Source organism: Mitsuaria sp. WAJ17 (genome assembly GCF_014174515.1).
Lineage (GTDB): Bacteria > Pseudomonadota > Gammaproteobacteria > Burkholderiales > Burkholderiaceae_C > Roseateles_B.
This window is the reverse complement of record NZ_JACJUG010000022.1, coordinates 1-26,814: the sequence shown is the minus strand read 5'-3', so window position 1 is coordinate 26,814 and position 26,814 is coordinate 1. Positions and strand designations below refer to the sequence as shown.

General features: G+C 68.9%; 24 protein-coding genes. 5 read left to right on the top strand and 19 right to left on the bottom strand.

Annotation, left to right across the window (positions count from 1 at the left end):
* Positions 1 to 142 precede the first annotated feature (142 nt).
* The 10 genes from H5407_RS17125 to H5407_RS17080 form a co-directional block, all read right to left on the bottom strand.
* Positions 143 to 1,054: a hydroxymethylglutaryl-CoA lyase gene (locus H5407_RS17125; protein ID WP_183105697.1), complete on the bottom strand. Its 912-nt coding sequence runs from the start codon at positions 1,052 to 1,054 to the stop codon at positions 143 to 145.
* 19 nt (positions 1,055 to 1,073) lie between these two features.
* Positions 1,074 to 3,074, bottom strand: a complete 2,001-nt coding sequence (locus tag H5407_RS17120; protein ID WP_183105696.1) for an acetyl/propionyl/methylcrotonyl-CoA carboxylase subunit alpha — start codon at positions 3,072 to 3,074, stop codon at positions 1,074 to 1,076.
* Between the two features lie 216 nt (positions 3,075 to 3,290).
* Positions 3,291 to 4,391, bottom strand: a complete 1,101-nt coding sequence (gene bioB, locus H5407_RS17115; protein ID WP_183105695.1) for a biotin synthase BioB — start codon at positions 4,389 to 4,391, stop codon at positions 3,291 to 3,293.
* A 2-nt stretch (positions 4,392 to 4,393) separates the two neighbouring features.
* Positions 4,394 to 5,116: a dethiobiotin synthase gene (gene bioD / locus H5407_RS17110; protein ID WP_183105694.1), complete on the bottom strand. Its 723-nt coding sequence runs from the start codon at positions 5,114 to 5,116 to the stop codon at positions 4,394 to 4,396.
* Complete coding sequence (locus tag H5407_RS17105) at positions 5,113 to 6,342, bottom strand: 8-amino-7-oxononanoate synthase (RefSeq protein ID WP_183105693.1); 1,230 nt, start codon at positions 6,340 to 6,342, stop codon at positions 5,113 to 5,115. Before H5407_RS17105 ends, bioD begins: the two co-directional genes overlap by 4 nt.
* On the bottom strand, positions 6,332 to 7,663 hold the full coding sequence (bioA, locus tag H5407_RS17100) for an adenosylmethionine--8-amino-7-oxononanoate transaminase (protein ID WP_183105692.1): 1,332 nt from the start codon (positions 7,661 to 7,663) through the stop codon (positions 6,332 to 6,334). Before bioA ends, H5407_RS17105 begins: the two co-directional genes overlap by 11 nt.
* Before the next feature lie 9 nt (positions 7,664 to 7,672).
* Positions 7,673 to 8,455 carry an enoyl-CoA hydratase/isomerase family protein gene (locus tag H5407_RS17095; protein WP_183105691.1) on the bottom strand — a complete coding sequence of 261 codons (783 nt, stop codon included), beginning with the start codon at positions 8,453 to 8,455 and terminating at the stop codon, positions 7,673 to 7,675.
* 12 nt (positions 8,456 to 8,467) lie between these two features.
* Complete coding sequence (locus H5407_RS17090) at positions 8,468 to 8,869, bottom strand: PIN domain nuclease (RefSeq protein ID WP_183105690.1); 402 nt, start codon at positions 8,867 to 8,869, stop codon at positions 8,468 to 8,470.
* Complete coding sequence (locus tag H5407_RS17085; protein WP_183105689.1) at positions 8,856 to 9,110, bottom strand: type II toxin-antitoxin system VapB family antitoxin; 255 nt, start codon at positions 9,108 to 9,110, stop codon at positions 8,856 to 8,858. The genes H5407_RS17090 and H5407_RS17085 overlap by 14 nt, the downstream gene beginning before the upstream one ends.
* Before the next feature lie 39 nt (positions 9,111 to 9,149).
* Entirely contained in the window at positions 9,150 to 10,757 is a 1,608-nt protein-coding gene (locus H5407_RS17080; protein ID WP_183105688.1) for a carboxyl transferase domain-containing protein, read from the bottom strand.
* Between the two features lie 173 nt (positions 10,758 to 10,930).
* Between H5407_RS17080 and H5407_RS17075 the strand changes: the two genes are divergently transcribed.
* On the top strand, positions 10,931 to 11,662 hold the full coding sequence (locus tag H5407_RS17075) for a TetR/AcrR family transcriptional regulator (RefSeq protein ID WP_183105687.1): 732 nt from the start codon (positions 10,931 to 10,933) through the stop codon (positions 11,660 to 11,662).
* Positions 11,663 to 11,738: 76 nt separating this feature from the next.
* On the opposite strand, the gene H5407_RS17070 is transcribed toward H5407_RS17075, so the two are convergent.
* Complete coding sequence (locus tag H5407_RS17070) at positions 11,739 to 12,332, bottom strand: chalcone isomerase family protein (protein ID WP_183105686.1); 594 nt, start codon at positions 12,330 to 12,332, stop codon at positions 11,739 to 11,741.
* Positions 12,333 to 12,598: 266 nt separating this feature from the next.
* On the opposite strand from H5407_RS17070, the gene H5407_RS17065 reads away from it, so the two are divergent.
* A complete protein-coding gene (locus tag H5407_RS17065) occupies positions 12,599 to 13,603 on the top strand; it encodes a transporter (protein WP_183105685.1) in 1,005 nt (334 codons plus the stop codon).
* Between the two features lie 130 nt (positions 13,604 to 13,733).
* Here H5407_RS17065 and H5407_RS17060 read toward each other — a convergent pair whose 3' ends face one another.
* Complete coding sequence (locus H5407_RS17060; RefSeq protein WP_183105684.1) at positions 13,734 to 16,586, bottom strand: TonB-dependent receptor domain-containing protein; 2,853 nt, start codon at positions 16,584 to 16,586, stop codon at positions 13,734 to 13,736.
* A gap of 280 nt (positions 16,587 to 16,866) precedes the next feature.
* Entirely contained in the window at positions 16,867 to 17,064 is a 198-nt protein-coding gene (locus H5407_RS17055; RefSeq protein ID WP_183105683.1) for a heavy-metal-associated domain-containing protein, read from the bottom strand.
* A gap of 146 nt (positions 17,065 to 17,210) precedes the next feature.
* Here H5407_RS17055 and H5407_RS17050 point away from each other — a divergent pair, with 146 nt between their 5' ends.
* Both H5407_RS17050 and cueR read left to right on the top strand, forming a co-directional pair.
* Positions 17,211 to 19,631, top strand: coding sequence for a heavy metal translocating P-type ATPase (locus H5407_RS17050; protein WP_183105682.1), 2,421 nt, complete (start codon positions 17,211 to 17,213; stop codon positions 19,629 to 19,631).
* The gene (gene cueR / locus H5407_RS17045; protein WP_183105681.1) at positions 19,628 to 20,041 is read left to right on the top strand and encodes a Cu(I)-responsive transcriptional regulator; all 414 of its coding nucleotides are present in this window, start codon (positions 19,628 to 19,630) and stop codon (positions 20,039 to 20,041) included. The genes H5407_RS17050 and cueR overlap by 4 nt, the downstream gene beginning before the upstream one ends.
* A gap of 42 nt (positions 20,042 to 20,083) precedes the next feature.
* Here cueR and H5407_RS17040 read toward each other — a convergent pair whose 3' ends face one another.
* From H5407_RS17040 to H5407_RS17020, 5 genes are all read right to left on the bottom strand, one after another.
* Entirely contained in the window at positions 20,084 to 21,103 is a 1,020-nt protein-coding gene (locus tag H5407_RS17040) for a hypothetical protein (RefSeq protein WP_183105680.1), read from the bottom strand.
* 28 nt (positions 21,104 to 21,131) lie between these two features.
* Positions 21,132 to 23,099, bottom strand: coding sequence for a GspE/PulE family protein (locus tag H5407_RS17035; protein WP_183105679.1), 1,968 nt, complete (start codon positions 23,097 to 23,099; stop codon positions 21,132 to 21,134).
* 136 nt (positions 23,100 to 23,235) lie between these two features.
* Positions 23,236 to 24,090: a pirin family protein gene (locus tag H5407_RS17030; protein ID WP_404935640.1), complete on the bottom strand. Its 855-nt coding sequence runs from the start codon at positions 24,088 to 24,090 to the stop codon at positions 23,236 to 23,238.
* 82 nt (positions 24,091 to 24,172) lie between these two features.
* Complete coding sequence (locus H5407_RS17025; protein ID WP_183105677.1) at positions 24,173 to 24,592, bottom strand: DoxX family protein; 420 nt, start codon at positions 24,590 to 24,592, stop codon at positions 24,173 to 24,175.
* A gap of 99 nt (positions 24,593 to 24,691) precedes the next feature.
* Complete coding sequence (locus H5407_RS17020; RefSeq protein ID WP_183105676.1) at positions 24,692 to 25,321, bottom strand: FMN-dependent NADH-azoreductase; 630 nt, start codon at positions 25,319 to 25,321, stop codon at positions 24,692 to 24,694.
* Positions 25,322 to 25,442: 121 nt separating this feature from the next.
* Here H5407_RS17020 and H5407_RS17015 point away from each other — a divergent pair, with 121 nt between their 5' ends.
* Positions 25,443 to 26,369: a LysR family transcriptional regulator gene (locus H5407_RS17015; protein ID WP_183105675.1), complete on the top strand. Its 927-nt coding sequence runs from the start codon at positions 25,443 to 25,445 to the stop codon at positions 26,367 to 26,369.
* An 18-nt stretch (positions 26,370 to 26,387) separates the two neighbouring features.
* On the opposite strand, the gene H5407_RS17010 is transcribed toward H5407_RS17015, so the two are convergent.
* On the bottom strand, positions 26,388 to 26,814 hold a 427-nt coding region (locus H5407_RS17010), incomplete at its 5' end, for a TonB family protein (protein WP_183105674.1).

Below are 26,814 nucleotides of genomic sequence, written 5' to 3'. Positions count from 1 at the left end.
GCCCACACCGCATTGGGCGCCAGCGGCCGACCGCAGTCAATCGCAGGTGGGCTCCAGTGTCGGCGGAGCCACGGTGCGGCAGGAACCGTGAGGGAACGGCCGGACGAGTCAGGCCGCCGAAGCGAGGGGGGCTGCTCGGCGCTCAGCCCTGGCGCCTGGCCAGCAGTGCGCGCGCCACGCGGGACACTGGCGGGCGGCCCAGCTGTTCCGAGATGAAGGCGCCGGCATCGACCAGCCGGTCCAGGTCGATGCCCGTCTCGATGCCCAGCCCGTTGAGCAGGAAGACCACGTCCTCGGTCGCCACATTGCCGGTGGCGCCCCGGGCGTAGGGACAGCCGCCCAGGCCGGCCACGCTGGCGTCGAAGGTGTGGATGCCCATCTCCAGGCAGGCGTAGATATTGGACAGGGCCTGGCCGTAGGTGTCGTGGAAATGGCCGCTGACCTCATGCAGCGGGTAGTGCTTCAGCGCCCGCTCCATCGCGGCCTGGATGCGGCGCGGCGTGCCGACGCCGATGGTGTCCGCCACGCCCAGGTGATCGACGCCGATGTCCTTCATCAGCCTCACCACGCGCTCGACCTGGTCCGGCGAGATGTCGCCCTCGTAGGGGCAGCCCACCGCGCAGGACAGGGCGCCCCGCACCTTGAGGCCGGCGGCATGCGCTGCATCGACCACCGGGGCGAAGCGCTCGATGCTCTCGGCCACGCTGCAGTTGATGTTCTTCTGGCTGAAGGCTTCGGAGGCCGCACCGAAGACGACGATCTCGTCGGGCTGCGTGGGCAGGGCCGCTTCCAGACCTTTCATGTTCGGCGTCAGCACGCTGTAGCGCACGCCGGGGCGGCGCTCGATGGCAGCCATCACCGCAGTGTTGTCGCCCATCTGCGGCACCCACTTGGGGCTGACGAAGCTGGTGACCTCGATGTTCTTCAGGCCGGCGTCCTGCAGCATCGCCACGAGACGCGCCTTGTGCTCAGTGGCGACGGGTTGCTTTTCGTTCTGCAGGCCGTCGCGGGGGCCCACATCGACCAGGGTGACGCGGTGAGGCAAGGTGCTCATGAAGGTCTCCTTTGCAGACTTACTCGGCGGCCTTGAGCTTCAGCAACTCGGCGCCATCGCCCACCTGATCGCCCACGGCGAACAGCAGCTCGGCCACCACGCCGTCGCGGGGGGCGGTGATGGTGTGCTCCATCTTCATGGCCTCCATCACGGCCAGGGGCTGGCCCTTGGTGACGGCATCACCGGGCTGGGCCAGGAAGGCCACCAGCTTGCCGGGCATGGGGGCCGTCAGGCGGCCACCCTCGCCCTGCCCTTCACCGGCATGGGCGATCACGTCGACCTCGGTCAGCAGGGCCGAGCCCGCGTCAGCGAACACGGCCACCTGCTCGCCGCGCTTGTAGGTCTTCACGGTGACGCGCGACAGGCCCAGGCCCTCGCCCAGCAGCAGCACGTGCTGCTCGGTGCCGGTGGAACGCACGGCAAACGCGACGGTCTCCCCGCCCACCGTGAGGGCCATGCCGCCCTGATGATGGCGGGACAGCAGCACCTCGTGATGCGCCTCGCCTTCGGCCAGGTCGAAGCGGCGGGCCGAGGCGCCGAAGAGGCGCCAGCCGTCGCGGCGGCTCCAGGGATCGCTGCCCACGGTCTGGGCTTCCTCGGCCAGGGTGTGGGCCACGACAGCCGCAGCGGCCACGCGCAGGGGCAGGCCCGGCTGGCCGAAGAGGACGGCCTTCTCGCGCTCGATCAGCGCGGTGTCCAGGTCGGCACCGGCGAAGGAAGCGGTCGCGGCGCAGCGGCGCAGGAAGGCCACATTGGTCTGCAGGCCGACGATGTGGGTGTCGCGCAGGCTGGCATCCAGGCGGGCCAGGGCCTGCTCGCGGTTCTCGCCCCAGACGATGAGCTTGGCGACCATGGAGTCGTAGAAGGGGCTGATCTCGTCGCCCTCGTCCACGCCGGAGTCGATACGGACTTCGCCTCGCTGAAACTTCACATGCGCCGGCCAGCGGGCGACGTCCAGGCGGCCGGTAGCGGGCAGGAAACCAGCCTCGGGGTTCTCAGCGCAGATGCGGGCCTCGATGGCATGGCCGTGCATGCGCAGCTCGTGCTGCTTGAGCGGCAGGGGCTCGCCCGAGGCCACGCGCAGCTGCCACTCGACCAGGTCCTGCCCAGTGATGGCTTCGGTCACCGGGTGCTCGACCTGCAGGCGCGTGTTCATCTCCATGAAGTAGAAGCGGCCATCCTGCTCGGCAATGAACTCGACAGTGCCCGCGCCCACATAGCCCACGGCCAGGGCCGCGGCGACGGCGGCCTCGCCCATCTCGCGGCGGCGGGCCTCGCTCATGCCGGGCGCGGGGGCCTCCTCCAGCACCTTCTGGTGGCGACGCTGCACCGAGCAGTCGCGCTCGAAGAGGTAGACGCACTGGCCGTGGCTGTCACCGAAGACCTGGATCTCGATGTGGCGCGGGCGCTGCACATAGCGCTCGATCAGCACGGCATCGTCGCCGAAGCTGTTGATGGCCTCGCGCTTGCAAGAGGCCAGGGCCGCGTCGAATTCCTCGGCCGCATGGACGGCACGCATGCCCTTGCCGCCGCCGCCGGCGCTGGCCTTGATCAGCACGGGGTAGCCGATGCGGTCGGCCTCCTTCTTCAGCAGGGCCGGGTCCTGGTCTGCACCGTGGTAGCCGGGCACCAGGGGCACGCCGGCTTGCTCCATCAGGCGCTTGGACTCGGCCTTGAGGCCCATGGCCTGGATGGCCGAGGCCGGCGGGCCGATGAACACGAGGCCCGCGGCCGCGCAGGCCTGGGCGAAGTCCTCGTTCTCGGACAGGAATCCATAGCCCGGGTGGATGGCTTCGGCGCCGGTGGCCTTGGCGGCCTCGATGATGCGCTGCCACTGCAGGTAGGAGTCCTTGGGCGCCGGACCGCCGATCAGCACCGCCTCGTCGCAGGCCTGCACATGGCGGGCGCGCGCATCGGCCTCGGAATAGACCGCCACGGTCTTGACGCCCAGCCGGCGTGCGGTGGCCGCGACGCGGCAGGCGATTTCGCCGCGATTGGCGATAAGGATCTTCTTGAACATGGCGGTGACTCCGGTTTTCTTTTGATCAGCTGGCGGCCGGTAAGCCGCAGTGTGCATCTGAAGGGCTGGATGGCCTCTTGGATCCAAAGACTCAGTTCGAGTTGCAGAACAGCTTGCCAAGCGCTGACTTGAGTCCAGCGGCGCCCGAGGGTCCGGCTTTGCCGGGCCTACGGGCGCACCCCCTCGAGGGGGTCGGCGAAGCCGGTAGGGGGAGGGTCAAGCCGCGGCGCTGCAGCCGCGCAGGGTGCCGACAGGGGCCGGTTCCGCGGCATTGAGGCGGATCTTGGCTTCCTTGCCGTGGCCTTCCGACAGCTCCGCCTCCGTGGCGCAGTGCATGCCCAGGCGATCCAGCAGGGCGCGGTCCTTCTCGGCCTGCGGGTTGGAGGTGGTCAGCAGCTTGTCGCCGTAGAACATGCTGTTGGCGCCAGCCAGGAAGCACAGGGCCTGCAGGCTCTCGGGCATCTCCTCGCGGCCGGCCGACAGGCGGACCATGGCGCGCGGCATGATGATGCGGGCAACCGCAATGGTGCGCACGAACTCGAAGGGGTCAAGCTGTGCCGTTCCCGACAGCGGCGTGCCCTCGACCTGCACCAGATTGTTGATGGGCACGGACTCCGGATACGGGTCCAGATTCGCCAGTTGCACCAGCAGGCCGGCGCGCTCGCGGCGGGTCTCGCCCAGGCCGACGATGCCACCCGAGCAGACCTTCAGACCCTGGGCCCGCACGCGCTCCAGCGTGTCCAGGCGGTCCTGGTAGGTGCGGGTGGTGATGATCTGACCGTAGAACTCGGGCGACGTGTCGAGGTTGTGGTTGTAGTAGTCCAGGCCGGCTTCCTTGAGCTTCTCGGCCTGGCCATCGGCCAGCATGCCGGCGGTGAGGCAGGTCTCCAGGCCCAGGGCCTTGACCTCGCTGATCATCTCGCCGATGGCCTCGATGTGGCGCTCCTTGGGCGAGCGCCAGGCGGCGCCCATGCAGAAGCGGGTCGCGCCATTGGCCTTGGCGGCACGGGCGGCTTCCATCACCTCCTGCAGCGGAATCAGCTTCTCGGCCTTGAGGCCGGTGTCGAAATGGGCCGACTGCGGGCAATAGGCGCAGTCCTCCTCGCAACCGCCCGTCTTGATGGACAGCAGCGTGGAGAGCTGGATGGCATTGGCGTCGAAGTGCTCGCGGTGCACCTGCTGGGCGCGGAAGAGCAGGTCGTTGAAGGGCAGCTCGAAGAGCGCCGCGACCTCGTTGACCGTCCAGGGCTTGGCGTTGCGGCGCTCGGCGTCGGTGGTGGGCGTCAGCGACTGGATCTGGTTGGTGGTCTGGGTCATGGTCAGGGTTCCTGGACTTGCCGCACAGCCTGCAGCAGGGCCGCTGGCGTCAGCGAGAAATGCGCGGCGACGGCCGCGGGAGAAGGATGCGAAAGGCGGGGCACCTGGCCCCAGCAGGGCACACCCAGGCGGGCGGCCAGCGCGGCGACATTGTCGGCCACATGCGACTGATGCGGGTCGGCAGTATTGGCCACCCAGCCGGCCAGGCGCAGGCCGCGGGCGCGCACGGCCTCGGCCGTCAGCAGGGCATGGTTGATACAGCCCAGGCGCAGGCCCACGACCAGCAGCACGGGTAGCGCGAGATCTGCGGCGAGGTCGGCGGTGTCGTAATCGTCATTGAGCGGCACGCGGAAGCCGCCCACGCCCTCGACCAGGGCCAGCTCGCCCAGCTGCGCGCTGGCGCGGATGGCAGCCAGCAGCGGCTCGCGCGCCAGCGTCTGGCCTTCGAGGCGAGCGGCGATGTGGGGCGCGCAGGCCTCGCGGAACTGCACCGGGCCGACCTGCGCGGGCGTGAGCCCCAGGCGCTGGGCGGAATGCAACTGCAGCACGTCCTCGTTGACCCACTGGCCTTGCGCGTCCTGCTCCTGGCCCGCGGCCAGGGACTTCACCGGCACCACGCGCGCACCGGCTTCGGCCAGGGCGTGCGTCAGCCCGGCGGTGACGCAGGTCTTGCCGATCTCGGTGTCGGTGCCTGTGATGAACAGGCCTTGCAGGCGCGTGCTCATGCTGCGGCGCGCTCCATGTCGGCCGCCGCGGTTTCGAGGGCGGCGAGCAAGCGATCGACGTCGGCCGCGGTGTGCGTGGCGCACAGCGTGATGCGCAGGCGCGCCTCGCCCACGGCGACAGTCGGCGGCCGGATGCCCGGCACGCGCAGGCCTTCGCGCTCCAGGCGCGCGGCCAGCTGCATCACCTCGGCATTGCCGCCCACGATTAGGGGGCGCACGGGCGTCTCGCTGGGTGCCAGGCGCCAGGGCAGGCCGCGGTGGCGCTTGAGGAGGGCTTTGATGCCCTGGGCCAGCTGCTGCTGCAGGGCCTTCAGGTGCTCGCGGCGCGCCTGACCGATCTCGCTCTCGATGAGGTCGAAGCTCGTCAGCAGCGCATGCTCCACGGCAGGCGGCGAGGCGGTCGAGAAGATGTAGTTGCGCGCGGCCTGCAGCAGGTACTCGGTGATGGTCTCGTGCGCGACCACGAAGGCGCCGGCCAGGCCCGCAGCCTTGCCCAGGGTGCCGACGAGGATGAGACGCTCGCTGCACAGGTCGAAGTGCTCCAGCGAGCCCCGCCCCTTCTGCCCCAGCACGCCGAAGCCATGGGCATCGTCCACGATGAGCCAGGCGTCGAATTCCTCTGCCAGGGCCAGCAGCTCGGGCAGCGGGGCGATGTCGCCGTCCATGCTGAAGACGGCGTCGGTGACGATGAGCTTGACCTTGGCCGTGCTCGCGGCCAGCAGGGCGCGCAGGCCCGCGACGTCGGCGTGGCCGTAGCGCAGGGTCCGGGCGCGGGCCAGGCGGGTGCCATCGATCAGGGAGGCGTGGTTGAGGCTCTCGGAGAAGATCTCTGCCTCGACGTCGCCCAGCGCCGTCACCACCGCCAAATTCGCCATGTAGCCGGTGCAAAAGCCCAGGGCGCGGGCGTGGGGGATGTGGGGCGAGAACCAGTCGGCCAGGGTGTCGGTCACGCGCTTGTGCGCGACCGAATGGCCGCTGACCAGGGGCGAGGCCCCGCTGCCGCCGCCATAGAGCCGCGCGCCCTCGGCCAGCGCTTCGGCGATGCGCGGGTGGGCGGCCAGGCCCAGGTAGTCATTGCTGCAGAACATCAGCAGCTCTCTGGCGATGCCGTCGGCACCGCGTACGGTCTGGTGCGGCGCGGTGGGGCTTTCCGCCTCGCGCAGGAAACGGGTCAGGGACTGCGCTTCGATGGCGCGCAGCTTGGAACTCAGGTGATCAAGCAACATCGGATTCAGGGAAGAGATCGGCCAGGGTGCGACGCACCGCCTCCGCCAGCCAACGCGCCACGTGGGCGTCGATCAGGTAGGGCGGCATCAGGTAGACCGTGCGGCCAATCGGGCGGATCAGCAGCTCATGCCGCCGCGCGGCCAGGTGGAAGGCCTCGGCAAAGCCCGCAGGCGCCGCCTCCACGTCAAAGGCCAGAATCATGCCCTGCTGCCGCAGATGGGCCACGCGCGCATGCTTCGCCAGCGGGGCAAAGGCCTCGGCCAATTGCGAAGCCTGTTCTGCGTTGTGCTGGAGCTGGCCGGCATCGAAGCGGTCCAGCACGGCGTTGGCCGCGGCGCAGGCAAGCGCATTGCCGGTGTAGGAGTGCGAATGCAGGAAGCCGCGGGTGACGTCCTCGGACCAGAAGGCGCGGTAGACGGCGTCGGTGGTGAGCACGAGCGACAGCGGCAGCGTGCCGGCCGTGATCCCCTTGGACAGCAGGATGAAATCGGGCCACTGGTCAGCCGATGCCGGCTGTGTGTGCTGCCACGCAAAGAACTGCCCCGTCCGCCCGCAGCCCACAGCGATCTCGTCGGCGATCAAGTGCACGCCGAATTCGCGGGTCATCGCCCGCACCTGGCGCAGGTAGTCCGGCGAATGCATCACCATGCCGGCCGCGCCCTGCACCAGTGGCTCCAGGATCACGGCGGCGATGTGGGCATGGCGCTCGGCCAGCAGCGTGCGCAGCGCGGTCAGTGCCGCGGCCTCGTTGCCCAGGCGGCTGTCGGGCGAGTCCACGATGTGGGCGCGCATCAGCAGGGGGTCGTAGGCATCGCGGAAGATGGCGACGTCGGTCACGGCCAGCGCACCGATGGTCTCGCCGTGGTAGCCGTTCCTGAGGCACACGAACTCGCGCTTCTCGGACTGGCCGAGGTTGCGCCAGCTGTGGAAGCTCTGCTTGAGCGCGATCTCCACGGCGCTGGCGCCATCGCTGCCGAAGAAGACATGGCCCAGTGCGCCGCCGGTGCGTGCGCTCAGGCGCTCGGCCAGGCGGATGGCGGGCTCGTGCGTGCAACCGGCCAGCATCACGTGCGGCAGGGTGTCCAGCTGCTTCTTGATGGCGGCGTTGATGCCGATATCCGCATGACCGAAGAGGTTGACCCACCAGGAGCTGTTGGCGTCGAAGTAGCGGTGGCCATCGAAGTCGAAGAGCCAGGGCCCGTCGCCACGCGCGATGGGCAGCGGCGGCACGCGCTCGGCGCGTGCCATCTGCGTGCAGGGGTGCCACACCGCGTCGAGGCTGCGGCGTTGCAAGGCGGCGGTGGAGCGGTCGTCGGCCATGGTGCAGGGTCAGGCCAGCCAGCTGGGCTTGCTCTTGTTCAGGAAGCTCTGCACGCCCTCGCGGCCCTCGGCCGAGGCGCGGATGTCGGCAATGCGGCGGGCCGTTTCGTCGCGCAGCTGCGGCGTGATCTCGCGGTGCGCCACGTCCTGCACCAGCTTCTTGCAGGCCCGCACGGCGGCCGGGCCGTTGACGCACAGGGCATCGAGCAGGCCCTGCACCTTGGCGTCCAGGGTCTCCGGCGTGGCCAGCTCGTGCACCAGCCCCAGGCGGTGGGCCTCGGCGGCACCGAAGCGCTCGGCGCTCACGAAGTAGCGGCGCGAGGCCTGCTCACCCAGCGCGCGAACCACATAGGGGCCGATGGTGGCCGGCAGCAGGCCCAGCTTGGCCTCGGACAGGCAGAAGCCCGCGCCCTCCACCGCCACCACCATGTCGCACACCGAAACCAGGCCCACGCCGCCGGCATAGACATCGCCCTGCACGCGGGCGACCACGGGCACCGGGCAGCTGTAGATCGTCCACAGCATTTCGGCCAGGCGGCTGGCGTCGGCGTGGTTCTCGTCCCAGCTGTAGCCAGCCATGGCCTTCATCCAGTTGAGATCGGCCCCCGCGCAGAAGGCCTTGCCCTCGGCGGCGAGCACGATGGCGCGCAGGGTCAGGTCTTGCCCCAACGTGGCGAAGGCCTCGGTCAGCTCGGCGATGACGCCCTCATTGAAGGCGTTGCGAACCTCGGGGCGATTGAGGGTGACGCGGGCCACGTGACCCTGGCGTTCGATCTTGAGCATGCTCGTCATGGGATTCTCTCGTCAGTGCTTCCAGACCTTGAGGCCGCGGTGGACCTCCAGGGCGTCGAAGTCGCGGTCCTTGTGCAGCAGGGCGTAGTCGTTCTCGATGCAGAAGGTGGCCAGCAGCACGTCGATGGGGCTGCACACCGTGTAGCCCTGGGCGCGCAGGCTGCGGTAGTGATCGACAGCGGCCATGGCCAGCGCCTCGCCGCCGGTGGTCTCGACGGCCAGGCTCTGCATCAGCAGCGTGGCCTGCCGCAATTCGCGCGGATGGCGGAAGCCGCGCAGGACCTCGAACAGCACCAGATCCGGCACGACCAGGCGCAGCTCGCCCTGCTCCAGCAGCGCAGCCAGTTGATCGACGGCCGGGTGCGAGGCACCCGAGAAGAAGTCGATCCAGACGCTGGAATCAACGACCAGCACGGCGCTTCCCCGGAGCCGGTTCGTGGACGGACAGGGGCGTGGACTCGGGCGCGGCCGCCCAATCGACGTCATCACCGCCTTCCCACTTGAGCTTGCCGCGCCACTTGAGCAGCTCGCGGTAGGCCGCCTGCCGCGCCAGCAGCTTCAGCCCCGCCTCGACCGCTTCCTTCTTGGTCTTGAAGGGGCCGGCCTGCAGGGCTTTCGCCATCAGCTCGTCATCGATCTCGATATTGGTGCGCATGATGTGTACGTTTTCCTGAAGGAGCACACACTGTATACATCACATGCGGAAGACACCGAACTTGGCGTCCGGGATGGGCGCGTTCAGCGAAGCGGAAAGACCCAGGGCCAGCACGCGGCGGGTGTCGGCCGGGTCGATGACGCCGTCGTCCCACAGGCGGGCACTGGCGTAGTAGGGGTGCCCCTGGTCCTCGTACTGCTGGCGGATGGGGGCCTTGAAGGCCTCCTCTTCCTCGGCGCTCCACTGGCCGCCCTTGGCCTCAATGCCGTCACGCTTGACCGTGGCCAGCACGCTGGCCGCCTGCTCGCCGCCCATCACGGAGATGCGGGCGTTGGGCCACATCCACAGGAAGCGCGGGCTGTAGGCGCGGCCGCACATGCCGTAGTTCCCAGCGCCAAACGAGCCGCCGATGATCACGGTGAACTTCGGCACATTGGCGCAGGCCACGGCCGTCACCATCTTGGCGCCGGCGCGGGCGATGCCTTCGTTCTCGTACTTGCGGCCCACCATGAAGCCGGTGATGTTCTGGAGGAAGACCAGCGGGATCTTGCGCTGGCAGCACAACTCGATGAAGTGGGCGCCCTTGTTGGCGCTCTCGGCGAAGAGGATGCCGTTGTTGGCCACGATGCCCACAGGCATCCCCTCGATGTGAGCGAAGCCGCAGACCAGGGTGTTGCCATAGCGGGCCTTGAACTCGTCGAAGGCGGAACCATCGACGATGCGGGCGATGACCTCGCGCACGTCGAAGGGCTTGCGGGTGTCGGTGGGGATCACGCCGTGCAGCTCGGCCGGATCGAACAGCGGCGCCTGAGGTGCCTGCAGGCGCAGGGGCTGGGGCTTGCTGCGGTTCAGGCTGGCCACCACGTTGCGGGCCAGTGCCAGGGCGTGGGTGTCGTTCTCGGCCAGGTGGTCGGCCACGCCGGAAAGGCGGGTGTGGACGTCGCCGCCCCCCAGGTCCTCGGCGCTCACCACTTCGCCGGTGGCTGCCTTCACCAGCGGTGGGCCGCCCAGGAAGATGGTGCCCTGGTTCTTGACGATGATGGTCTCGTCGCTCATGGCCGGCACATAGGCGCCGCCCGCCGTGCAGGAGCCCATCACCACGGCGATCTGCGGAATGCCCTGGGCCGAGAGGTTGGCCTGGTTGTAGAAGATGCGGCCAAAGTGGTCGCGGTCCGGGAAGACCTCGTCCTGGTTGGGCAGGTTGGCGCCGCCAGAGTCCACGAGGTAGACGCAGGGCAGCTTGTTCTGCTCGGCGATCTCCTGGGCGCGCAGGTGCTTCTTGACGGTGACGGGGTAGTAGGTGCCACCCTTGACGGTGGCGTCATTGCAGACGATCACGCACTCCACGCCATTGACGCGACCGATGCCGGCAATCATGCCGCCGCCGGGCGCGGCGTTGTCATACATGTCCAGGCCGGCCAGGGGCGCGATCTCCAGGAAGGGCGTGCCGGGGTCCAGCAGCATCTCCACGCGGTCGCGCGGCAGCAGCTTGCCGCGGGCCGTGTGCTTGGCGCGGGCCGCCTCGCCACCGCCTTCGGCGATCTTGGCCAGCCGGGCGTTGAGGTCGGCGATCAGGGCCTGCATGGCCTCGGCATTGGCCTTGAAATCGGCCGAGCGCGCGTTGAGCTTGCTGTGCAGCACGGACATGGTGTCTCCTGGCGGACGGGGTGCGGAGCCTGATCTGAGTCAAGCTCAATTCATCATGTGAAACCCATTGAACCGCGTTCGCAGGGCTCGCGAAACCGTGAGGATACGACAGAGGAATGACCCCAGCAAGCAAGACTTGAGTTCGACTCAGAAATTCAGGGAAAATGGACCGCATGAGCTTCCCCGCCGACACCCCCGCCGCCACGCCGCCCGCCATGCAGCGCCGCGCTCCTGCGGGCGCCAAGGCCGAGCAGCGGGTGCGGGACATCCTGCGCGCGGGCCGCGAGGTCTTCGCCGCCAAGGGCTACGAGCGCGCCACCACCACCGAGATCGCCAAGCGCCTGGGCATCTCCGAGGCCACGGTCTTCACCTATTTCCGCGGCAAGCGCGAGCTGTGCATGCGAGTGATCGCCGACTGGTACGACGAGATCATCGAGGCCATCGAGCAGGGCCTGCCCCGCGAGGCCCCCATCCGCGAGCAGCTGGAGTTCGTGGTCCACACCCATCTGCGGCTGTTCCTTATCCAGGGCACAGGCCTGTGCGAGCTGGTGCTTTCCGAGGGCCGCAAGCGTGAGGCCGACATCACCGGCGGCAGCGAGTTTGGCGAGGCCTTCATCGAACTGCAGCGCCGCTACACCGCGCCGCTGATGGAACTGCTTTCGCGCGGCCAGCAGCGCGGCCAGGTGCGGCAGGACATCCCCCTGCGCATGCTGCGCTCCCTGGTCTTCGGACCCATGGAACACATGCTGTGGGAGGTGATCATCGCGGGGCGGCAGATCAATGTGGACCAGAGTGCGCGCGACCTTGTCGCCCTGCTGTGGCCCGCTCTGCAGGCGCCAAACGAGGAGCTGCTGCGCCTGCGCGGCCTGAAGGACACGCTGCAGCGCGCCCTCGATCAGGCCTGATCTGGTGCCGCGTCTCCATGAAAAAACGCCCCGGGCGGGGCGACTATCGATCAAGGCGCGGCGTAAGGCGGGGGGCTCAGCCTTCGAGCTTGGTGAGGCCCAGCAGGCCGTCCCGGGTGGAGTCGCGCACCTTGGGGCCGATCCACACCTTCATCATCATGGGAAAGAAAGCCTCGCCGGCAATTGGATCACCCAGGCGTTTGCCGTTGAGGGTGAACTCGGTGAGCTTCTCCGCCGGGTTGTAGTCGATCACCACCAGATCGCCCTTGTTGACCTTGCTGCGCTGGCCGAACAGAGCGCCCAGCTGCGAGGTGGCGATCACATTGGCCGAGAACTCCTCGGTCGTCACGTTCTGGCGGATGCGGTCCAGCATGGCATTGGCCAGGTCCCTGGCCGACACAGCACGCAGCATGTAGAACTGGATGCGCTTGGGGCCCTTGACGCCGGTGGCGCTCTCCATGGTCGTCTGCTTGCTGGGCAGGTAGAAGGCCACGACGGTGGAGCGCGTCGAGAGAATGCTGGACGCCGCCACACCGTTGAGGACCAGGTTTTGGTTGCCCACGGTCGCCGTGGCGGGGAAATCAAAGCCCTCGAACTTGACATCGCTCGCCTGGGCGGCTCCCGCCAGCACCAGCAGGCCCATCGCGAGGGGTCGCAGGAATTGCAGCATCTTGTCTCCTTGGCATGCGGCAGCGCCACATCGGAAAGGTACTGCCAGGGCGCGGATCATAAAGAAGTGCGCCTCGACACGCAGCAGACAGGAGCGGCAAGATTGCGCAAGGCGCGGCGATTCGGCAGTCCTCTCTAGGCCGATCGCTGTGCATTTCACGCCAAGGCTGGCAGCATCCGGCCCATTCCCCCCCGCTGCCGCCCGGCGCCGCCCTGTGCCGGCGTCGGCGGCTGCATGGTTTCCAAACCCGGCTTTCAGGACCACCCATGAAGAAGTACCCCCTGGCCCTCCTCGCTGCCCTGGCCCCCATGGGCTCCGCACTGGCCACCGAAAACGGCCAGCTGCGCGCGCTGCTGGGCGCTCCCAGCTACGAACTCGCCACGCCCCAGTTCCCCGGCTGGTACGGCCAGCTCTGGCTGCAGCACTACAGCGCCAAGCGCCTCAAGGGCGACGACGGCCAGGCCCTGCAGACCCAGGCCGCCACGCCGCTGGGCACGCTGCCGGTGCAAATCCAGGGCGAGATTGAGGCTGATGTTTTCGTGGCCCGCGGCACCTGGGTCACCGAGAAGCTGGTGGCTGACGGCCGCCTGGGCTTCTCCGCCACCCTGCCCCTGGTGCGCCAGCGCAATGACGTCCGCCTGAGCGCCACCCTGCCCGCCGGCGCGCCGGCGGGCGCCGCCACGGCCGTGCAGAACCTGCTGGACCAGCAGGGCGCCCAGCGCTCCGGCAGCAAGAGCGGCCAGGGCGACCTGGACCTCGCAGGCTTCGTGGACTGGCAACAGGACGACAGCCGCCTGGTGCTGGGCCTGAGCGTGGTTGCCCCCACCGGCACCTACGACGCCAAACAGGCCGTGAACCCCGGCGCCGGCAAGTTCTGGACCGTGCGCCCCCTGCTGCTGGCCTCCAAGGTCTGGGAGAACGGCGTGGAGCTGGGCCTGCGCGCCACCTACTCTGTCAACACCCGCAACACCGCCACCGACGTGCGCTCCGGCCAGTACCTGCATGCCGACTACGCCGCCATGTACCGCGTCAACGACGAATGGCGCCTGGGCCTGCAGGGCTATCTGGTCGAGCAGACCACCAAGGACGACGGCCCCGGCGTCGCTGCCAGCGGCAATAAGGCCCGCGTGCGGGCCCTGGGCCCGATGCTGGCCTATGTGTCGGAAGACGGCGTGTGGTCGGCCGACGTGAAGGTGCTGAAGGAATTCGCCGTGCGCAACCGGCCGCAGGGCACGACCACCTGGGTGCGCCTGAACTTGCGCCTGGACTGAGCCCGACAGGGGCGCCTCATGTGGGCTCCATGAGGGCTCCATAGGGGCTCCATTTGAACGAAAAAGGCCGGGCAGATGCCCGGCCTTTGCCTTTCGAGGGCCGCGAAGCTGCGGCCCCCTCGGGAATGGATCAATAGAAGGTGTACTCGGCGCTCAGGCGCAGCAGGCGGCCCTGCACGTCCTCGCGATCCGGCGGAACGATGCCGCCGACGCCGAAGCCGCGGTAGTCCACCGGCGGGCGGGTGTTCAGCAGGTTGCGGACGTTGGCACTCAGGCGCAGCGCCTTGATGGGGCTGTAGCTGATGTTGTAGTCCACGCGCGAGTAGGCAGCGAAGCGGCACTGGTCAGCCTGCAGGCCCTTGGTCTTGGCGCAGTCCGCCTCGGTCCAGGCCGTCGAGTTGAAGTCGCTGTTGAGCGCCGTGCTGTTCTGGTAGTGGAAGCTCAGCTGTTGAGCCACCTTGCCTGCCGAGTGGGACAGCGCCAGCTTGGACTTCCAGCGCGGATAGCTGTAGCGACCGGCCAGGTTGTCGCCATAGCCGCCATTGGCGCCCAGCAGCGGGCTCCAGTTCTTCAACTGGATCAGGTAGGTCAGGTCCAGGTCCAGGCCCAGGGTGCCGATGTCGGTCGAGCGCTGTGCCTTGAAGCCCAGGTCGATGCCCGAGGTCTTGGTGCGGAACAGGTTCTCGAAGCTCGCCACCACCGAAGCCAGGCGGCCTGCCGTCACGCCATACTTGGTCTGAGCTGCCGCGTCGAAGATGGGATCGTTCGCCAGGCTGTCGCGGTTGACGATGCCGGGAGCCAGCGTGTCCTCGACGTTCAGCAGGTCATTGGTGCTCTTGCGGCCGATCTCGTCCTTGCGCACGATGTGCCAGTAGTCGATGGTCATCGACACATCCTTGGCCGGCGAGAAGGCCATGCCGAAGGTGCGGCTCACCGAGGTCTCGGGCTTCAGGTCCGGGTTGTGGGCCACGATGCTGGCCACGCCACGCGAGCATTCGCCCACGACGTTGTCGGCCCTGGCGATCAGCAGCTGCTTGTTCGGATCGCTGTTGGGCAGCTTGGCGGCATCGGCCTTCAGGTCGCGTGCGTAGTCCGTGGCGGCCTTACAGCGCTTCGGGTCATTGACGCCGTTGTTGAAGGCGAATTTGGTTGAGGGGGCGCTCTCGGTCAGGTTGGGCGCGCGGAAGCCGCTCTCGATCGTGGCGCGCAGCAGCAGGTCACGGGTCGGCTGGAAGCGGGCGCTCAGCTTGGGCGAGAAGTGGGCCGAGATGCCGGGGAACTTGTCCACTCGGCCAGCGGCCTGCAGTTCCAGGGACTTGAGCACCGGGAAGCTCGCTTCGCCGAAGAAGGCGGAGTAGCTGCGCGATGCGTTGGCACTCACCGAGCCGTAGCCGACGATGTCGCCGCCCTGCAGGCCGCCGGTGGGCGTGATCTTCATTTCCTCGCGGCGCAGCTCGGCACCGGCGGCGAAGCCGATGGGGCCGGCCGGCAGGTTGCCCACTTCACCCGACACGCGGCCGTCGATGAAGTACTGCGTGACGCGGGCGTCGTACCCGAACACCGGGAACAGCTTGCCCAGCACCTCGGCGCTGTTCTCCTGGCCGATCTTGTAGCCGTTGGGCTTGTTGAAGAAGTCGGCGTCCAGCACGGGCTTTGTGTAGTCGCCGATGACTTCCTTGAAGCCCTTCACGCTGAAGGTGCCGCGCTGGTCCGAACGGGTCTTGCCCCCCATGGCGCCAACAGCGGTCTCCCAGTCGTAGTTGCCCGTCGTGCCCTTCAGGCCAGCCAGCACGCGGTACTGGTCGGTGGTGGCCTTCTTGCCGGTGTCGGCGTCGGCGAAGCGGTAGCGGAACTCGGCCTCGGCGCCGGTGTTGTTCAGCGGGTGGCCGGCGGGCAGGCCGCGGTCACGGTAGCTCAGCAGGCCGTTGGTGCTGGGGTCACCCCACACGGTGGCAGGCTGGCTGGAGCCGTAGGCCGGGAAGGCGCTCTTGTAGGCCGTCTTGTTGCGGGCGAACACAGCCTCGGCAAAGCCTTGCAGGTCCGCGTTGAACTGGTACTTGCCCGAGATGATGCCGGTGACGCGATCCGAAGCGGGCTGGGCCTCGAAGCGCTCGTAGCGGTTGTACTGGCACAGGCCGTTTACGATGTTGGACTCGGCGCAGCCCTTCGCCGGCACCAGGCCCAGCTTGCCGTTGGGCAGCTTGGCCATCACATTGCCCGGATAGGAATAGCTCGAGGGCGTGCCAAAGCCGCTGGAGTACTTGCCGTAGGCCGGATTCACATCATCCAGCACCTCGTTCCACATCACCGTCTCGCGGGTGTAGACGTCGATGTTGGCCAGCACGTTGAAGCGGTCCTTGGCCAGGTCGCCATAGCCTGCGGTCAGGGTGACGGCCTTGTTGTCGAAACGCTGGTTCTGCAGCGAGGTCTCGCTGGTGACCTTGCCGATCACGCCCTGGAAGTCGCGGCGGGTGATGATGTTGATCACACCGGCCACGGCATCCGAACCGTACAGCGCGGAGCCGCCGCTACGCAGGATTTCGACGCGCTCGACGGCTTCCACCGGCAGAGTGTCGATGTTGGTGAAGACCTGGTTGTAGTCGGCCAGCGGGTACGAGGCCACGCGGCGGAAGTTCAGCAGAATCAGGGTGGACTGCTTGCCCAGGTTGCGCAGCGAGGCCGAGCTGGCACCGCCAGCGAAGCTGTTGCTGCCGCCGAGGTCGCTCAGGCTGCCGGTGCTGGCGGCCAACTGGCCGATCAGTTCACGCACGGTGCCGGCGCCGCTCTTGGCGATGTCCTCGCGACGCACCACTTGGACGGGGGACGAGCCCTCGGCATCCACACGCTTGATGTGGCTGCCGATGATTTCAACCCGTTCCAGCTGCTGCGGCTCGGCGGCGCTGGCTGCACCGCAGCTCAGGCTGCTGGCGATGGCAATGCTGGTCAGGGCCAGCTTGCCCTGACGATCGATATAGCGAGACATGGGAAACCCTCTGTTCAACGGGCCCCTCGCAGCAGCGAGGGGCGTTTTTGGTGTTGCGCCAGCCGGCGCCATCAAAGGAGCCTCGACGCTGAGCGAGGGCCAATTGTTTCACCAGCTTTACAAAACGCGCATCACGTCGACACAAAGAGCCGAATTTCGATGCGTGTTAGCTACATGCAAACCCTATGCATCACTATCCGAACACCCAATCAAGGGCAAACCCTGAGCGCGCAAGGCGGCAGAGCGGCCGCAGGCGGCCCGGCCCCGCCGCTGCGGGCGCTCAGCCAGCGGCCGGCGGGTAGCCGGCCTCGCTCAGCAAGGCGGCCAAGCGCGCATCGTCCAACCGGCTCTGGACCTGCACCGTGCGGGCCTCGCGCTGGAACTCCAGGCGAACTTCGGGATCCGCGGCCTTCAGTGCCTCGGTGATGGCGGCCACGCAATGGCCACAGCTCATGTCGGGAAGGTGGAAGCTGCTCATATCGAGTTCCTTGCTTGTTCGATGACGGGGCCAGCTTAATCATTCCCATGATGGAAAGGTCAAGCGCACCGGCTCCAACCGCACTGACCGAACGGACATGGCCGCCCGCTTGACCTTACCATCAGGTGAAGCTTGAGACTGAGGCCATGAACACATCCCCCACCCTGAGCCTGCCCGTCACGGGCATGAGTTGCGCGTCCTGCGTCAAGCGAGTCGAACGACTGCTGGGCCAGGTGCCCGGCGTCAGCGCGGTCACGGTCAACCTCGCGACCGAGCAGGCCGACCTCAGCGGCCAGCCCAGTCTGCAGGACCTGGCCCAGGCCCTGCGCAAGGGCGGCTTCGGCCTGCGCGAGCGGCAATGGCAGCTGCACATCACGGGCATGACGTGCGCGTCCTGCGCCGGCCGCATCGAGAAGGTGCTGCGCAAGCTGCCGGGGGTGCTGGAAGCCAGCGTCAACCTCGCCACCGAGACCGCCAGCGTGCGCTCCCTGGCCTGCGCCGACAGCGACGCCCTCATCGCCGCGATCACCCAAGCCGGCTATGGCGCGCGGCTGATCGACGACGGCAGCCAGGCTGACGCCGAGGCGCAGCCACAGACCCTATGGCAGCAGCTGCAGGAAGGCCGGCTGGGCCTGGTCCTGGCCGTGCTGCTGAGCCTGCCCCTGATCCTGCCCATGGCGGGTCTGCTGTGGGGCGCGCACTGGATGCTCAACGGCTGGATCCAGTTGGCCCTGGCCACGCCGGTGCAGTTCGTGCTGGGTGCGCGCTTCTACCGCAAGGGCTGGGCCGCGCTGAAGGCGGGCAGCGGCACCATGGACCTGCTGGTCGCCCTGGGCACCAGCGCGGCCTACGGGCTCTCGGTCTACGAGCTGCTGCGCCACGGGCCCATGAGCATGTCCCTGTACTTCGAGTCGGCCGCGGTGGTCATCACCCTGGTCCTGCTGGGCAAGCACCTGGAGGCCCGTGCCAAGCACCAGACCACCGAGGCCATCCGTGCCCTGCGCGAGCTGCGCCCCGAGACCGCACGCAAGCGCCGCGCCGACGGCAGTGAGCAGGAACTGCCCGTGGCCGCCCTGATGCTGGGCGACCGCGTCGTGGTGCGGCCGGGCGAGCGCATCCCCGTGGACGGCACCGTGCTGGAAGGCACCAGCCATGTGGACGAATCCCTGATCACCGGCGAGAGCCTGCCCGTGGCTCGCGGCGTGGGCGAGGCCGTCATCGGCGGTGCCGTCAATGGCGAGGGCCTGCTGCTGCTGGAGGTGCGCGCGCTCGGCGCGGAGTCCACACTGTCGCGCATCGTGCGCCTCGTGGAGTCGGCGCAGGCGGGCAAGGCGCCCATCCAGCGCCTGGTCGATCAGGTCAGCGCCGTCTTCGTGCCGGTGGTGGTGGTCCTGGCCCTGATGACCCTGCTGGCCTGGGGCCTGGGCACCGGCGACTGGGAGCGAGCCCTGCTGCATGCGGTGGCGGTGCTGGTCATCGCCTGCCCCTGCGCCCTGGGCCTGGCCACGCCGGCCGCGCTGATGGCCGGCACCGGCGTTGCGGCTCGGCGCGGCCTGCTGATCAAGGACGCCGAAGCCCTGGAGCTGGCCCGCAAGCTTGAGGTCGTGGCCTTCGACAAGACAGGCACCCTGACCGAAGGCCATCCGAAACTGCTGGACCTTCAGGCCAGCACCCTCATCGACGACCTCGGCCTGCTGCGCCTGGCCGCCCTGTTGCAGCAGGGCAGCGAGCATCCGCTGGCCAAGGCCGTGCTGTCGGCCTGGCGGGAACGCACCGCCGGCGAGGGGCAGGTCTTGCCCAAGCCCGCCGACTTCCGGGCCGTGGCAGGCCGAGGGCTGGAGGCATCGCTGGAGAACGTGCAGCTGATGCTGGGCAGCAGTCGCTACATGCAGGAGCTGGGCGTAGATCTCGGCCCCCTGCAGGACCGGGCCCAGGCCCAGCAGTCACAGGGGCGCACCCTGTCCTGGCTGGCCCGGCGCACCGCGGCGGGCGCAGCCCCCGAACTGCTGGGCCTGCTGGCTTTCGGCGACCCGATCAAGCCCAGCTCGCGTGAGGCCATCACCCAACTGCGCCAGTTGGGCGTGCGCACCGTGCTGCTGAGCGGTGACAACCGCGGCGCTGCCGAGGCCGTGGGCCGCGAGCTGGGCATGGACGAGGTGCACGCCGAGGTGCTGCCCGAGCACAAGGCCCAGCAGGTGGCGGCCCTCAAGGCCGGCGGCAAGTGCGTGGCCATGGTGGGCGACGGCATCAACGACGCGCCGGCTCTCGCCGCCGCCGATGTGGGCCTGGCCATGGGCAGCGGCACCGATGTGGCCATGCATGCGGCCGGCATCACGCTGATGCGCTCGGACCCGCGCCTGGTGGCCGAGGCCATCGCCCTGTCGCGCCGCACCGTGGCCAAGATCCGCCAGAACCTCTTCTGGGCCTTTGCCTACAACGTGGTGGGCATCCCTTTGGCGGCCCTGGGTCTGCTCAGCCCGGTGATCGCAGGCGCGGCCATGGCCCTGTCCAGCGTCACCGTGATCAGCAATGCACTGCTGCTGCAGCGCTGGAGGCCGCGCGCATGAACGGACTGCTCAATATCGGCGAGGCCGCGGCCCGCTCCGGCGTCTCGGCCAAGATGCTGCGCCACTACGAAAGCCTGGGGCTGCTGGGCGAGGTGTCGCGCACGGACGCCGGATACCGCCAGTACAGCGAGCGCGAGGTCCACATCCTGCGCTTCATCCGCCGCGGCCGGGATCTCGGCTTCTCCATGGCCGAGATCGCCGAGCTGCTGAAGCTGTGGCAGGACCGGCGCCGCGCCAGCAGCCAGGTCAAGAAGATCGCGCAGGCCCACATCGCCGACCTGGACCGCCGCCTGGCCGAGATGCAGGCCATGCGCCAGACACTTCTGCAGCTGACCCAGTGCTGCCATGGGGATGAGCGCCCCGACTGCCCCATCCTGGACGGCCTGGCCGGGGGGCCGGCCGCGGAATGAGCCCGTGCGGCAGTGCCCCGATGCGGCCCAGCGGCCGCTGACTCAGCCGGCCAGCGCGGGCAGCAAGGTGTTCTGCAGGTCCTGCCGACCCAGGCGCGCTGGGCGCAAACCGCCGGGCACGGCGATGTCGAACCGGTAGTCCTCGTCCACCAGCTCGATCCAGCGGCTCAAGCCGTAGCGCTCGCGCAGCTGGGCGGCAAAGTCCGCCATGCCGGGCGCGTCGGCGGCGATGCCCGAGACCAGGGCGGTCCAGCCCGGATCCGCGGCGGCGAGCAGCTCTCGCGCCTGGTCCAGATTGGCCAGGCAGTCGCAGGCCAGGCCCGCCTGGCCCAGCAGGCGGGCACTCTCCACACGGCTGGGCTCATGCGGATCCAGAACCAGCACCCGCAGCGCCCGGTCCAGGCGGCGGCGGGGCAGGTGCTCCTCGTCAATGCCCTCGGGCTCTGCGGCGAGCCGCCCCAGGATCAGGGTCAGATCAAGCGTGCCGGCCTGTTGCCCCTCCCGCCGCTCCAGCCCCCAGCCGCGCGCCCGGGCCAGCAGACGCAGCAGCTGCCAGTGCAGCTCGTCCTCGCCGGCCGCCTGGCCCACCCCCGAGAGACGCAGTACCTGAAGCCCCTCGCCGAGGGGCTCCACGCCGAGGCGCACATCGTGCCCTCCAGCCAGGCCATGCCCAAGCAGCAGGTCCAGGGCGTGCTGCAGCAAGCCCGCATCCAACGCCTGGACCACGGCCGGGCCGGCCTGCAGTTCGACCCGCTGCCGCGCCTGCTGCCAGGCCGGCTGCCACTGTGCCAGGGCCTGCGCGGCCGCGGCCTGCAGGTCCAGGGGTTCGGCCGCTGCCGGACGCGCGCCGCGCAGGGCGTGAACCAGAGCCTGCATCTCCAGGCCCAACTGCTCCAGCTCGGCGCCCGCCTGCAGGACGCGCGCCGGATCGTCGGCGGCTGCCTGCAGGCGCAGGGCGTGGCTTGCCAGCCATTCGCCCAGGCTGCTGAGCAGGAGTGCGGGCACTTCGAGGCTCAGGGGGCCGACCGGGAGGGCGAGGGCGGGGGCGAGGGACGTCTTCATGGGGAATCCTCCTGTGTTCACGAGCCCTTCACTGATTGCTGGCGGCCAGCACCTCGGGGAGGTCGGTCAAGCCTGCCAGTACCTTCTCGATGCCGTCTTGGCGCAGGGTGCGCATGCCCGACTGCAGGGCCAACTGGAACATCTCGGCGGCCGAGGCGCGGCGCCGCACCAGGGTGCGCAGGGCGTCGTCGGCCACCAGCAGCTCGTGGATGCCCAGGCGCCCGCGGTATCCCGTGCCACCGCAGGCATCGCAGCCATGGTGGCGGTACTGCATCAGCTGACCGCTCACGCCGAAGCGCTCGCGCCAGTGGGCCAGCAGGGTGTCGGGCGACAGCCCCGGCAGCGGCGTCTGCAGATAGAGCTGGGCCAGGGAATGCGCGGCCCGCTCGTCCAGGGCTTCCATCACGCGGCAGTCCCGGCAGAGGCGGCGAACGAGGCGCTGTGCCAGCACGGCCAGCAGGGAGTCGGAGAACATGAAGGGGTCCAGGCCAATCTCCAGCAGCCGCGTCACACTTTCGGGCGCCGAGTTGGTGTGCAGAGTGGACATCACCAGATGACCCGTCAACGAGGCCTCGATGGCGATGCGCGCCGTCTCCTCGTCGCGCATCTCGCCGATCATGATCACGTCCGGATCGGCCCGCAGGAAGGTGCGCATGGCCGCCGCAAAAGTCCAGCCGATGCGGGCATTGACCTGCACCTGGCGCAGGCCTTCCTGGGTGATCTCGATGGGGTCCTCGGCCGTCCAGATCTTGCGCTTGTCCTCGTTGAGCTCACGCATCACCGAATGCAGGGTGGTGGTCTTGCCACAGCCTGTGGGGCCGCAGATCAGCAGCAGGCCGTAGGACTTGGCCATCACGCGCCGCAGACCCTCGAGGTTGCCCTGAGACAAGCCGACCTCATCCAGCGGCAGCGGCTTCATGCCGCCCAGCAGACGCAGCACCACGTCCTCCAGGCCGGTATTGGTGGGTACCGTCACCAGGCGCAGCTCCACCGGCGAGCCGCCAAAACGGCTGAAGTCAATCTTGCCGTCCTGCGGGCGGCGATGCTCGGAGATGTCCAGGTCCGCCATGATCTTCAGGCGGGCCACCAGGGCGAAGCGCACGCGGCTGGGGAGCTCCAGGTAGCGGACCAGGTCGCCGTCGATGCGCAGGCGGATGCGCACAGGCCGCGGCGTGTCCGAGGCCTCGATGTGGATGTCCGAGGCGCCCAGCTCAATGGCATCGGTAATCAGGCGGTTGACCAGGCGCACAAGGGTGTTGTCCGACTCGGCCACCACGCCCACCTCGGTGTCGCCCGATACGCTCTCGGCCTCCGCCAGTTGCTGGGCCAGCTCGCGAATGGTCGTGGCCTGGACGGCGGGGGCGAGGGCCTTGTCAGTGCTCTCCCCCGGGGCCTTGACCACGCCGGCCAGGTTCTGCTGGTAGGCCTGCGCGATGGCGGGCAGCAGGGTGCCCGGGCGTGCCAGCACCGGCCTTACATGCAGCTCGGAGACGAAGCGCAGCACCTCCAGCAGATGCTGGTCCCAGGGATCGGCCACCGCGACCACGAGCACGTCAGCCCGCACCATCAGCGGGCAGACCGACTCGCGCAGCGCAATCATGCGGGGGATCTGGGCCAGGGCATCGGCTTCGGGCCTCACGCAGCCCAGGTCCACGGTGGGCACGCCCTGCCAGGCGGCCAGCATCTGGCGCAGCTGGGCCGGGGTCAGCACGCCGTCCTTGACCAGTTGTTCACCGATGGGCACATGGGGCACCGCGCCCAGCTGCCGCCCCAGGGCCCGTTGCAGTTGCGGGCGGCTCAGCAGGCCGGCCTCGATCAGGGCTTCCCCCAGGCGCGCCGCCCGGGCCACATGGCCGACTTGCATCTGCTGCCAGAGCTGGTTGAGGTCGGTATGGACCTGGGTGCCAGCTTTGGGGCGGCCGGGCGAGGCGGCATGGGCCAGGGCATCCAGGGCGGCGGGGACGGTGTCGTGCTCGTACTGCAAGTTCGGGTTCATGCAACAAAGTGTGAATGCGTGGGCGCAGATCGCACAATGTGCAAACTGCACTCGCGCCACGACTCGCTGCACAAGCCTCGCGGTTCTTGAGCATCGTCAATACCGGCGGGCTGCCTCCGGCCCGTCCCGCACTGGCTCAGGCCAGGCGGCCGCTCTGGAAGTCCCGCACCGCCTGCATCAGCTCGGCCTGAGTGTTCATCACGAAGGGGCCGTACTGGGCGATGGGCTCGCCCAGAGGCCGGCCGGCGATCAGCAGCAGCCGCGCGCCCTCCTCGCCCGCCTTCAGGCGCACGCCGTCGCTGCCCGGCGTGTTGGCCAGGATGGCCATGCGCTGCCGGGGCACGGAGCAGCCGCTGTCGAAGCGCACGGCGCCGCGGTAGACATAGACGAAGGCGTTGTGGCTGTCCGGCAGGGTCTGCTCGAAGCGGGCGCCTGGCGGCAGGTGCACGTCCAGGTAGAGCGGCTCGGTGTGCTCGCGCTGCACTGCGCCGGCCACGCCGCGGTGCTCCCCGGCGATGACGCGGACCACCATGCCCTCGCCTTCCCACTGCGGGATCTCGCTGCTGGGGATGTCGCGGTACCAGGGCTCGCAGAGCTTGTTCCGAGCCGGCAGGTTGAGCCAGAGCTGGAAGCCTTCCATGCGGCCCTCCTCCTGCTCCGGCAGCTCGGAATGGATCACCCCGCGGCCGGCCGTCATCCACTGCACGCCGCCACTCTGCAGCAGGCCTTCGTGGCCGGCCGAGTCACGATGGCGCACGCGGCCTTCCAGCATGTAGGTGATGGTCTCGAAGCCGCGGTGAGGGTGATCGGGGAAGCCGGCGATGTAGTCGTTGGCCTGGTCCGAGCCGAAAGCGTCCAGCATCAGGAAGGGGTCCAGGCGCTGCTGCAGGGTGTGGGGCAGCACCCGGGTCAGCTTGACGCCTGCGCCATCGCTGGTGGGCTGGCCGGCGACCAGGCGTTCAACAGCGCGCGGCTGGGTCAGGTTGTGCAGCGGGGTTTGCATGAGGAATCTCCGTTCAGTTCATCCTGCGGCCTCATGCCGTCCCGCGACGGGACGTACCCAGGGGCCGCACTCAGGGACCACGATGCCGGGGCCAGTGAGCCCAGGCGACGGCACAGAGGCAGCTGATCATCAGCACGCTGAACTCCATGCCACCGGCTCCCGGGCCAACGACGTACCAGCCCAGGGGGTAATGGAACACGACGATGCCGGTCAGCAGCACCACCATGTGGGCCGCGCAGGCCGGCACCACCAGACGCCCCGCCAGCATCAGCAGGCTGGCGGCCGTTTGGGTCAGCAGGACCGCCCAGGCCAGAGCCCCGCCAAGCGGGAAGCCCAGCGAGGACAGGTACTCGCCGAAGCGCGGAATGTTCTCCGCGTGAAGAAAGCCGTGCAGCGGGTGCATCAGGATGACGAGGGCCACGGCCCATCGCACCAATGCCACGCTGACATGAGCCTGCTGGGGCTCGCTGCGGATCCAGGCTGCCATCATCTTGCGCTCCTTCTCGCGGACATCGGGTCCCCGTTGAAATGCGCGCGATGGTGACATGCCCGGCTGCGGCGATCCGCCTGTTCAGGCCGGGACTTTCCCTCAGGCCGGCTGCTCTTCACCCTGCAGCAGGGCCACGATCTGCCCCCGGGCAGCGGCCAGGCCGGCGGCCTCGGCGTCCGGGCCCATGGCCAGGCCCTCGGCGTAGATGAAGTGCAGATCCGTCATGCCCAGGAAGCCCAGCACGGTCTTCAGGTAGGGCACCATGGTGTCGCTGGGCTGGTCGCGGTAGACGCCGCCGCGGGCCAGCACGATGTAGACCTTCTTGCCCAGCAGCAGGCCTTCGGGGCCGTTGGCGGTGTAGCGGAAGGTCACGCCGGCCTTGGCGATGGCATCGATCCAGTGCTTCAACTGGGTCGGGATACCGAAGTTGATCATGGGCACGGCCAGCACCAGCACGTCCTGTGCCTTGACTTGCTCGATCAGGGCCATGTCCTGCGCCACGCGGGCGGCCTGGGCCTCGCTGCGCTGCTCGGCCGGGGTGAACAGGGCCTGCAGGGTGGCTTCGTCCAGCGCGGGCAAGGTCTGCTGGCCCAGGTCCAACACGGACAGGGTGGCAGGCTCGCGTTCCTGCAGGGCGGCGACCAGCTCATTGGCCAGACGGGTGGAGTGGGAGCCCTGGCCGTTTTCTTGCAGGCGGCGGGCGCTGGTGTTGATTTGCAGAATGTTCATACCGGGCTCCTTGGTCACCGCGGCGCGGCGTATTGATGGCATGGCTGAACTGTATTGATCTCCGCAAAGCACCAGAAGCCCACTGAATGGATAATATTGTTCCGCCAAAGGAACAATACCCATGAGCCTGGAAGCCGACGATCTGCTGCTCTTTGCCCGCGTGATGGAGGCCGGCAGCTTCAGCCGGGCGGCGGAGCGCCTGCACCTGCCCAAGTCCACGGTGTCGCGCCGCATCGCCGCACTGGAGGAGCGCCTGGGCGAGAAGCTCCTGCAGCGCTCCACGCGGCGGCTGGCGCTCACTGAGTTCGGTCAGGGCGTGCTGGAACATGCGCGGGTGGTGGCGTCCGAGGTCGATGGCGCCCTGGCCCTGGCCCTGCACCGCCAGCAGCGGCCGCGCGGCCGGCTCAAGGTCTCCATGCCCGGGGACTTCGCCCAGCAGGCCCTGCCGGACATGCTCTCCCGCTTCGTGCGCGACAACCCCGAGGTGCAGTTGGAACTGGACCTCTCACCCCGCCGCGTGGACCTGATCGCCGAGGGCTTCGACCTCGCCATCCGCATGGGCGCCCTGCCGGAAGATTCGCAGTTGGCCGCGCGGCGCCTGGCCCTCATCGGCACCGGGCTCTATGCCTCGCCTGGCTACCTGGCCCGGCACGGCGAGCCGCAGCTGCCCGAGGCACTCAGCAGCATGCACGGGCTGATGATCCTGAGTCGCCACGGCGACGCCCAGCCCTGGAAGCTGCGCCGCGGCATGGAAGGGCGCTGGGAGCACTGGGAAGGCCTGCCGCAACTCAAGACGCTCGTGAATGCGCCCGACATGCTGCTGCGCATGGCCTGTGCCGACGTTGGCATCACGGCCGTGGGCTCGCACTTCGCCCAGCCCTTCGTGGACAGGGGCGAGCTGGTCCGGGTACTGCCCGGTTGGGAACTGCCGCCGGTGCCCTGCTGGGCCGTCTTCCCGGAACGGCGGCTGATGCCCTTACGCACCCGGGCCTTTCTCGACGCCATGGTGGAGGTGCTCAGCCGCTGTCCCGCGGAGGTGGCGGGCTGAGCGGCGGCAGGCGCAGGCTCAGTCCAGCTTGAAGCCGATCTCGACCGTGGCCTCGCGCTGCTTGGGAATGGGTGCGAATTTCCATTGCTGGACTGCCGCAATCGCGCTGGCGGCCAGTCGCTTGTTGGCATTGCCCAGACTCTCGACCTTGGTGGTCGTGCCGTCCGGCTTGACCTGGAATCTCACCATCACCGAGCCGCTGCGGACACTGCTGGCCAGCTGGCGCGGGATATCGGGATCGACCTTCTGGATCAGGCGCAGGGCCGCCTCATCCTCCGGCTCCGGCTGGGGCACGGCACGGGTGGGCTCGGTGGGCGGCGGCGCGGGCGGTGTGGCCGGCGCGGCCGCCATCAGCTCGGGCTTGGGTGCCGGGGCTTCAGGCTCTCGGGCAGCGGCAAGTTGCTGCTCCTGGCTGGCCGCCGGAGCGGGCACGGAGGCCGCGGCC

Bases quoted from the DNA above. Each gene is read 5' to 3' on its own strand.
- H5407_RS17125 (WP_183105697.1), bottom strand. From the start codon at position 1,054: ATGAGCACCTTGCCTCACCGCGTCACCCTGGTCGATGTGGGCCCCCGC.
- H5407_RS17120 (WP_183105696.1), bottom strand. From the start codon at position 3,074: ATGTTCAAGAAGATCCTTATCGCCAATCGCGGCGAAATCGCCTGCCGC.
- bioB (WP_183105695.1), bottom strand. From the start codon at position 4,391: ATGACCCAGACCACCAACCAGATCCAGTCGCTGACGCCCACCACCGAC.
- bioD (WP_183105694.1), bottom strand. From the start codon at position 5,116: ATGAGCACGCGCCTGCAAGGCCTGTTCATCACAGGCACCGACACCGAG.
- H5407_RS17105 (WP_183105693.1), bottom strand. From the start codon at position 6,342: ATGTTGCTTGATCACCTGAGTTCCAAGCTGCGCGCCATCGAAGCGCAG.
- bioA (WP_183105692.1), bottom strand. From the start codon at position 7,663: ATGGCCGACGACCGCTCCACCGCCGCCTTGCAACGCCGCAGCCTCGAC.
- H5407_RS17095 (WP_183105691.1), bottom strand. From the start codon at position 8,455: ATGACGAGCATGCTCAAGATCGAACGCCAGGGTCACGTGGCCCGCGTC.
- H5407_RS17085 (WP_183105689.1), bottom strand. From the start codon at position 9,110: ATGCGCACCAATATCGAGATCGATGACGAGCTGATGGCGAAAGCCCTG.
- H5407_RS17080 (WP_183105688.1), bottom strand. From the start codon at position 10,757: ATGTCCGTGCTGCACAGCAAGCTCAACGCGCGCTCGGCCGATTTCAAG.
- H5407_RS17075 (WP_183105687.1), top strand. From the start codon at position 10,931: ATGAGCTTCCCCGCCGACACCCCCGCCGCCACGCCGCCCGCCATGCAG.
- H5407_RS17070 (WP_183105686.1), bottom strand. From the start codon at position 12,332: ATGCTGCAATTCCTGCGACCCCTCGCGATGGGCCTGCTGGTGCTGGCG.
- H5407_RS17065 (WP_183105685.1), top strand. From the start codon at position 12,599: ATGAAGAAGTACCCCCTGGCCCTCCTCGCTGCCCTGGCCCCCATGGGC.
- H5407_RS17060 (WP_183105684.1), bottom strand. From the start codon at position 16,586: ATGTCTCGCTATATCGATCGTCAGGGCAAGCTGGCCCTGACCAGCATT.
- H5407_RS17055 (WP_183105683.1), bottom strand. From the start codon at position 17,064: ATGAGCAGCTTCCACCTTCCCGACATGAGCTGTGGCCATTGCGTGGCC.
- H5407_RS17050 (WP_183105682.1), top strand. From the start codon at position 17,211: ATGAACACATCCCCCACCCTGAGCCTGCCCGTCACGGGCATGAGTTGC.
- cueR (WP_183105681.1), top strand. From the start codon at position 19,628: ATGAACGGACTGCTCAATATCGGCGAGGCCGCGGCCCGCTCCGGCGTC.
- H5407_RS17040 (WP_183105680.1), bottom strand. From the start codon at position 21,103: ATGAAGACGTCCCTCGCCCCCGCCCTCGCCCTCCCGGTCGGCCCCCTG.
- H5407_RS17035 (WP_183105679.1), bottom strand. From the start codon at position 23,099: ATGAACCCGAACTTGCAGTACGAGCACGACACCGTCCCCGCCGCCCTG.
- H5407_RS17025 (WP_183105677.1), bottom strand. From the start codon at position 24,592: ATGATGGCAGCCTGGATCCGCAGCGAGCCCCAGCAGGCTCATGTCAGC.
- H5407_RS17020 (WP_183105676.1), bottom strand. From the start codon at position 25,321: ATGAACATTCTGCAAATCAACACCAGCGCCCGCCGCCTGCAAGAAAAC.
- H5407_RS17015 (WP_183105675.1), top strand. From the start codon at position 25,443: ATGAGCCTGGAAGCCGACGATCTGCTGCTCTTTGCCCGCGTGATGGAG.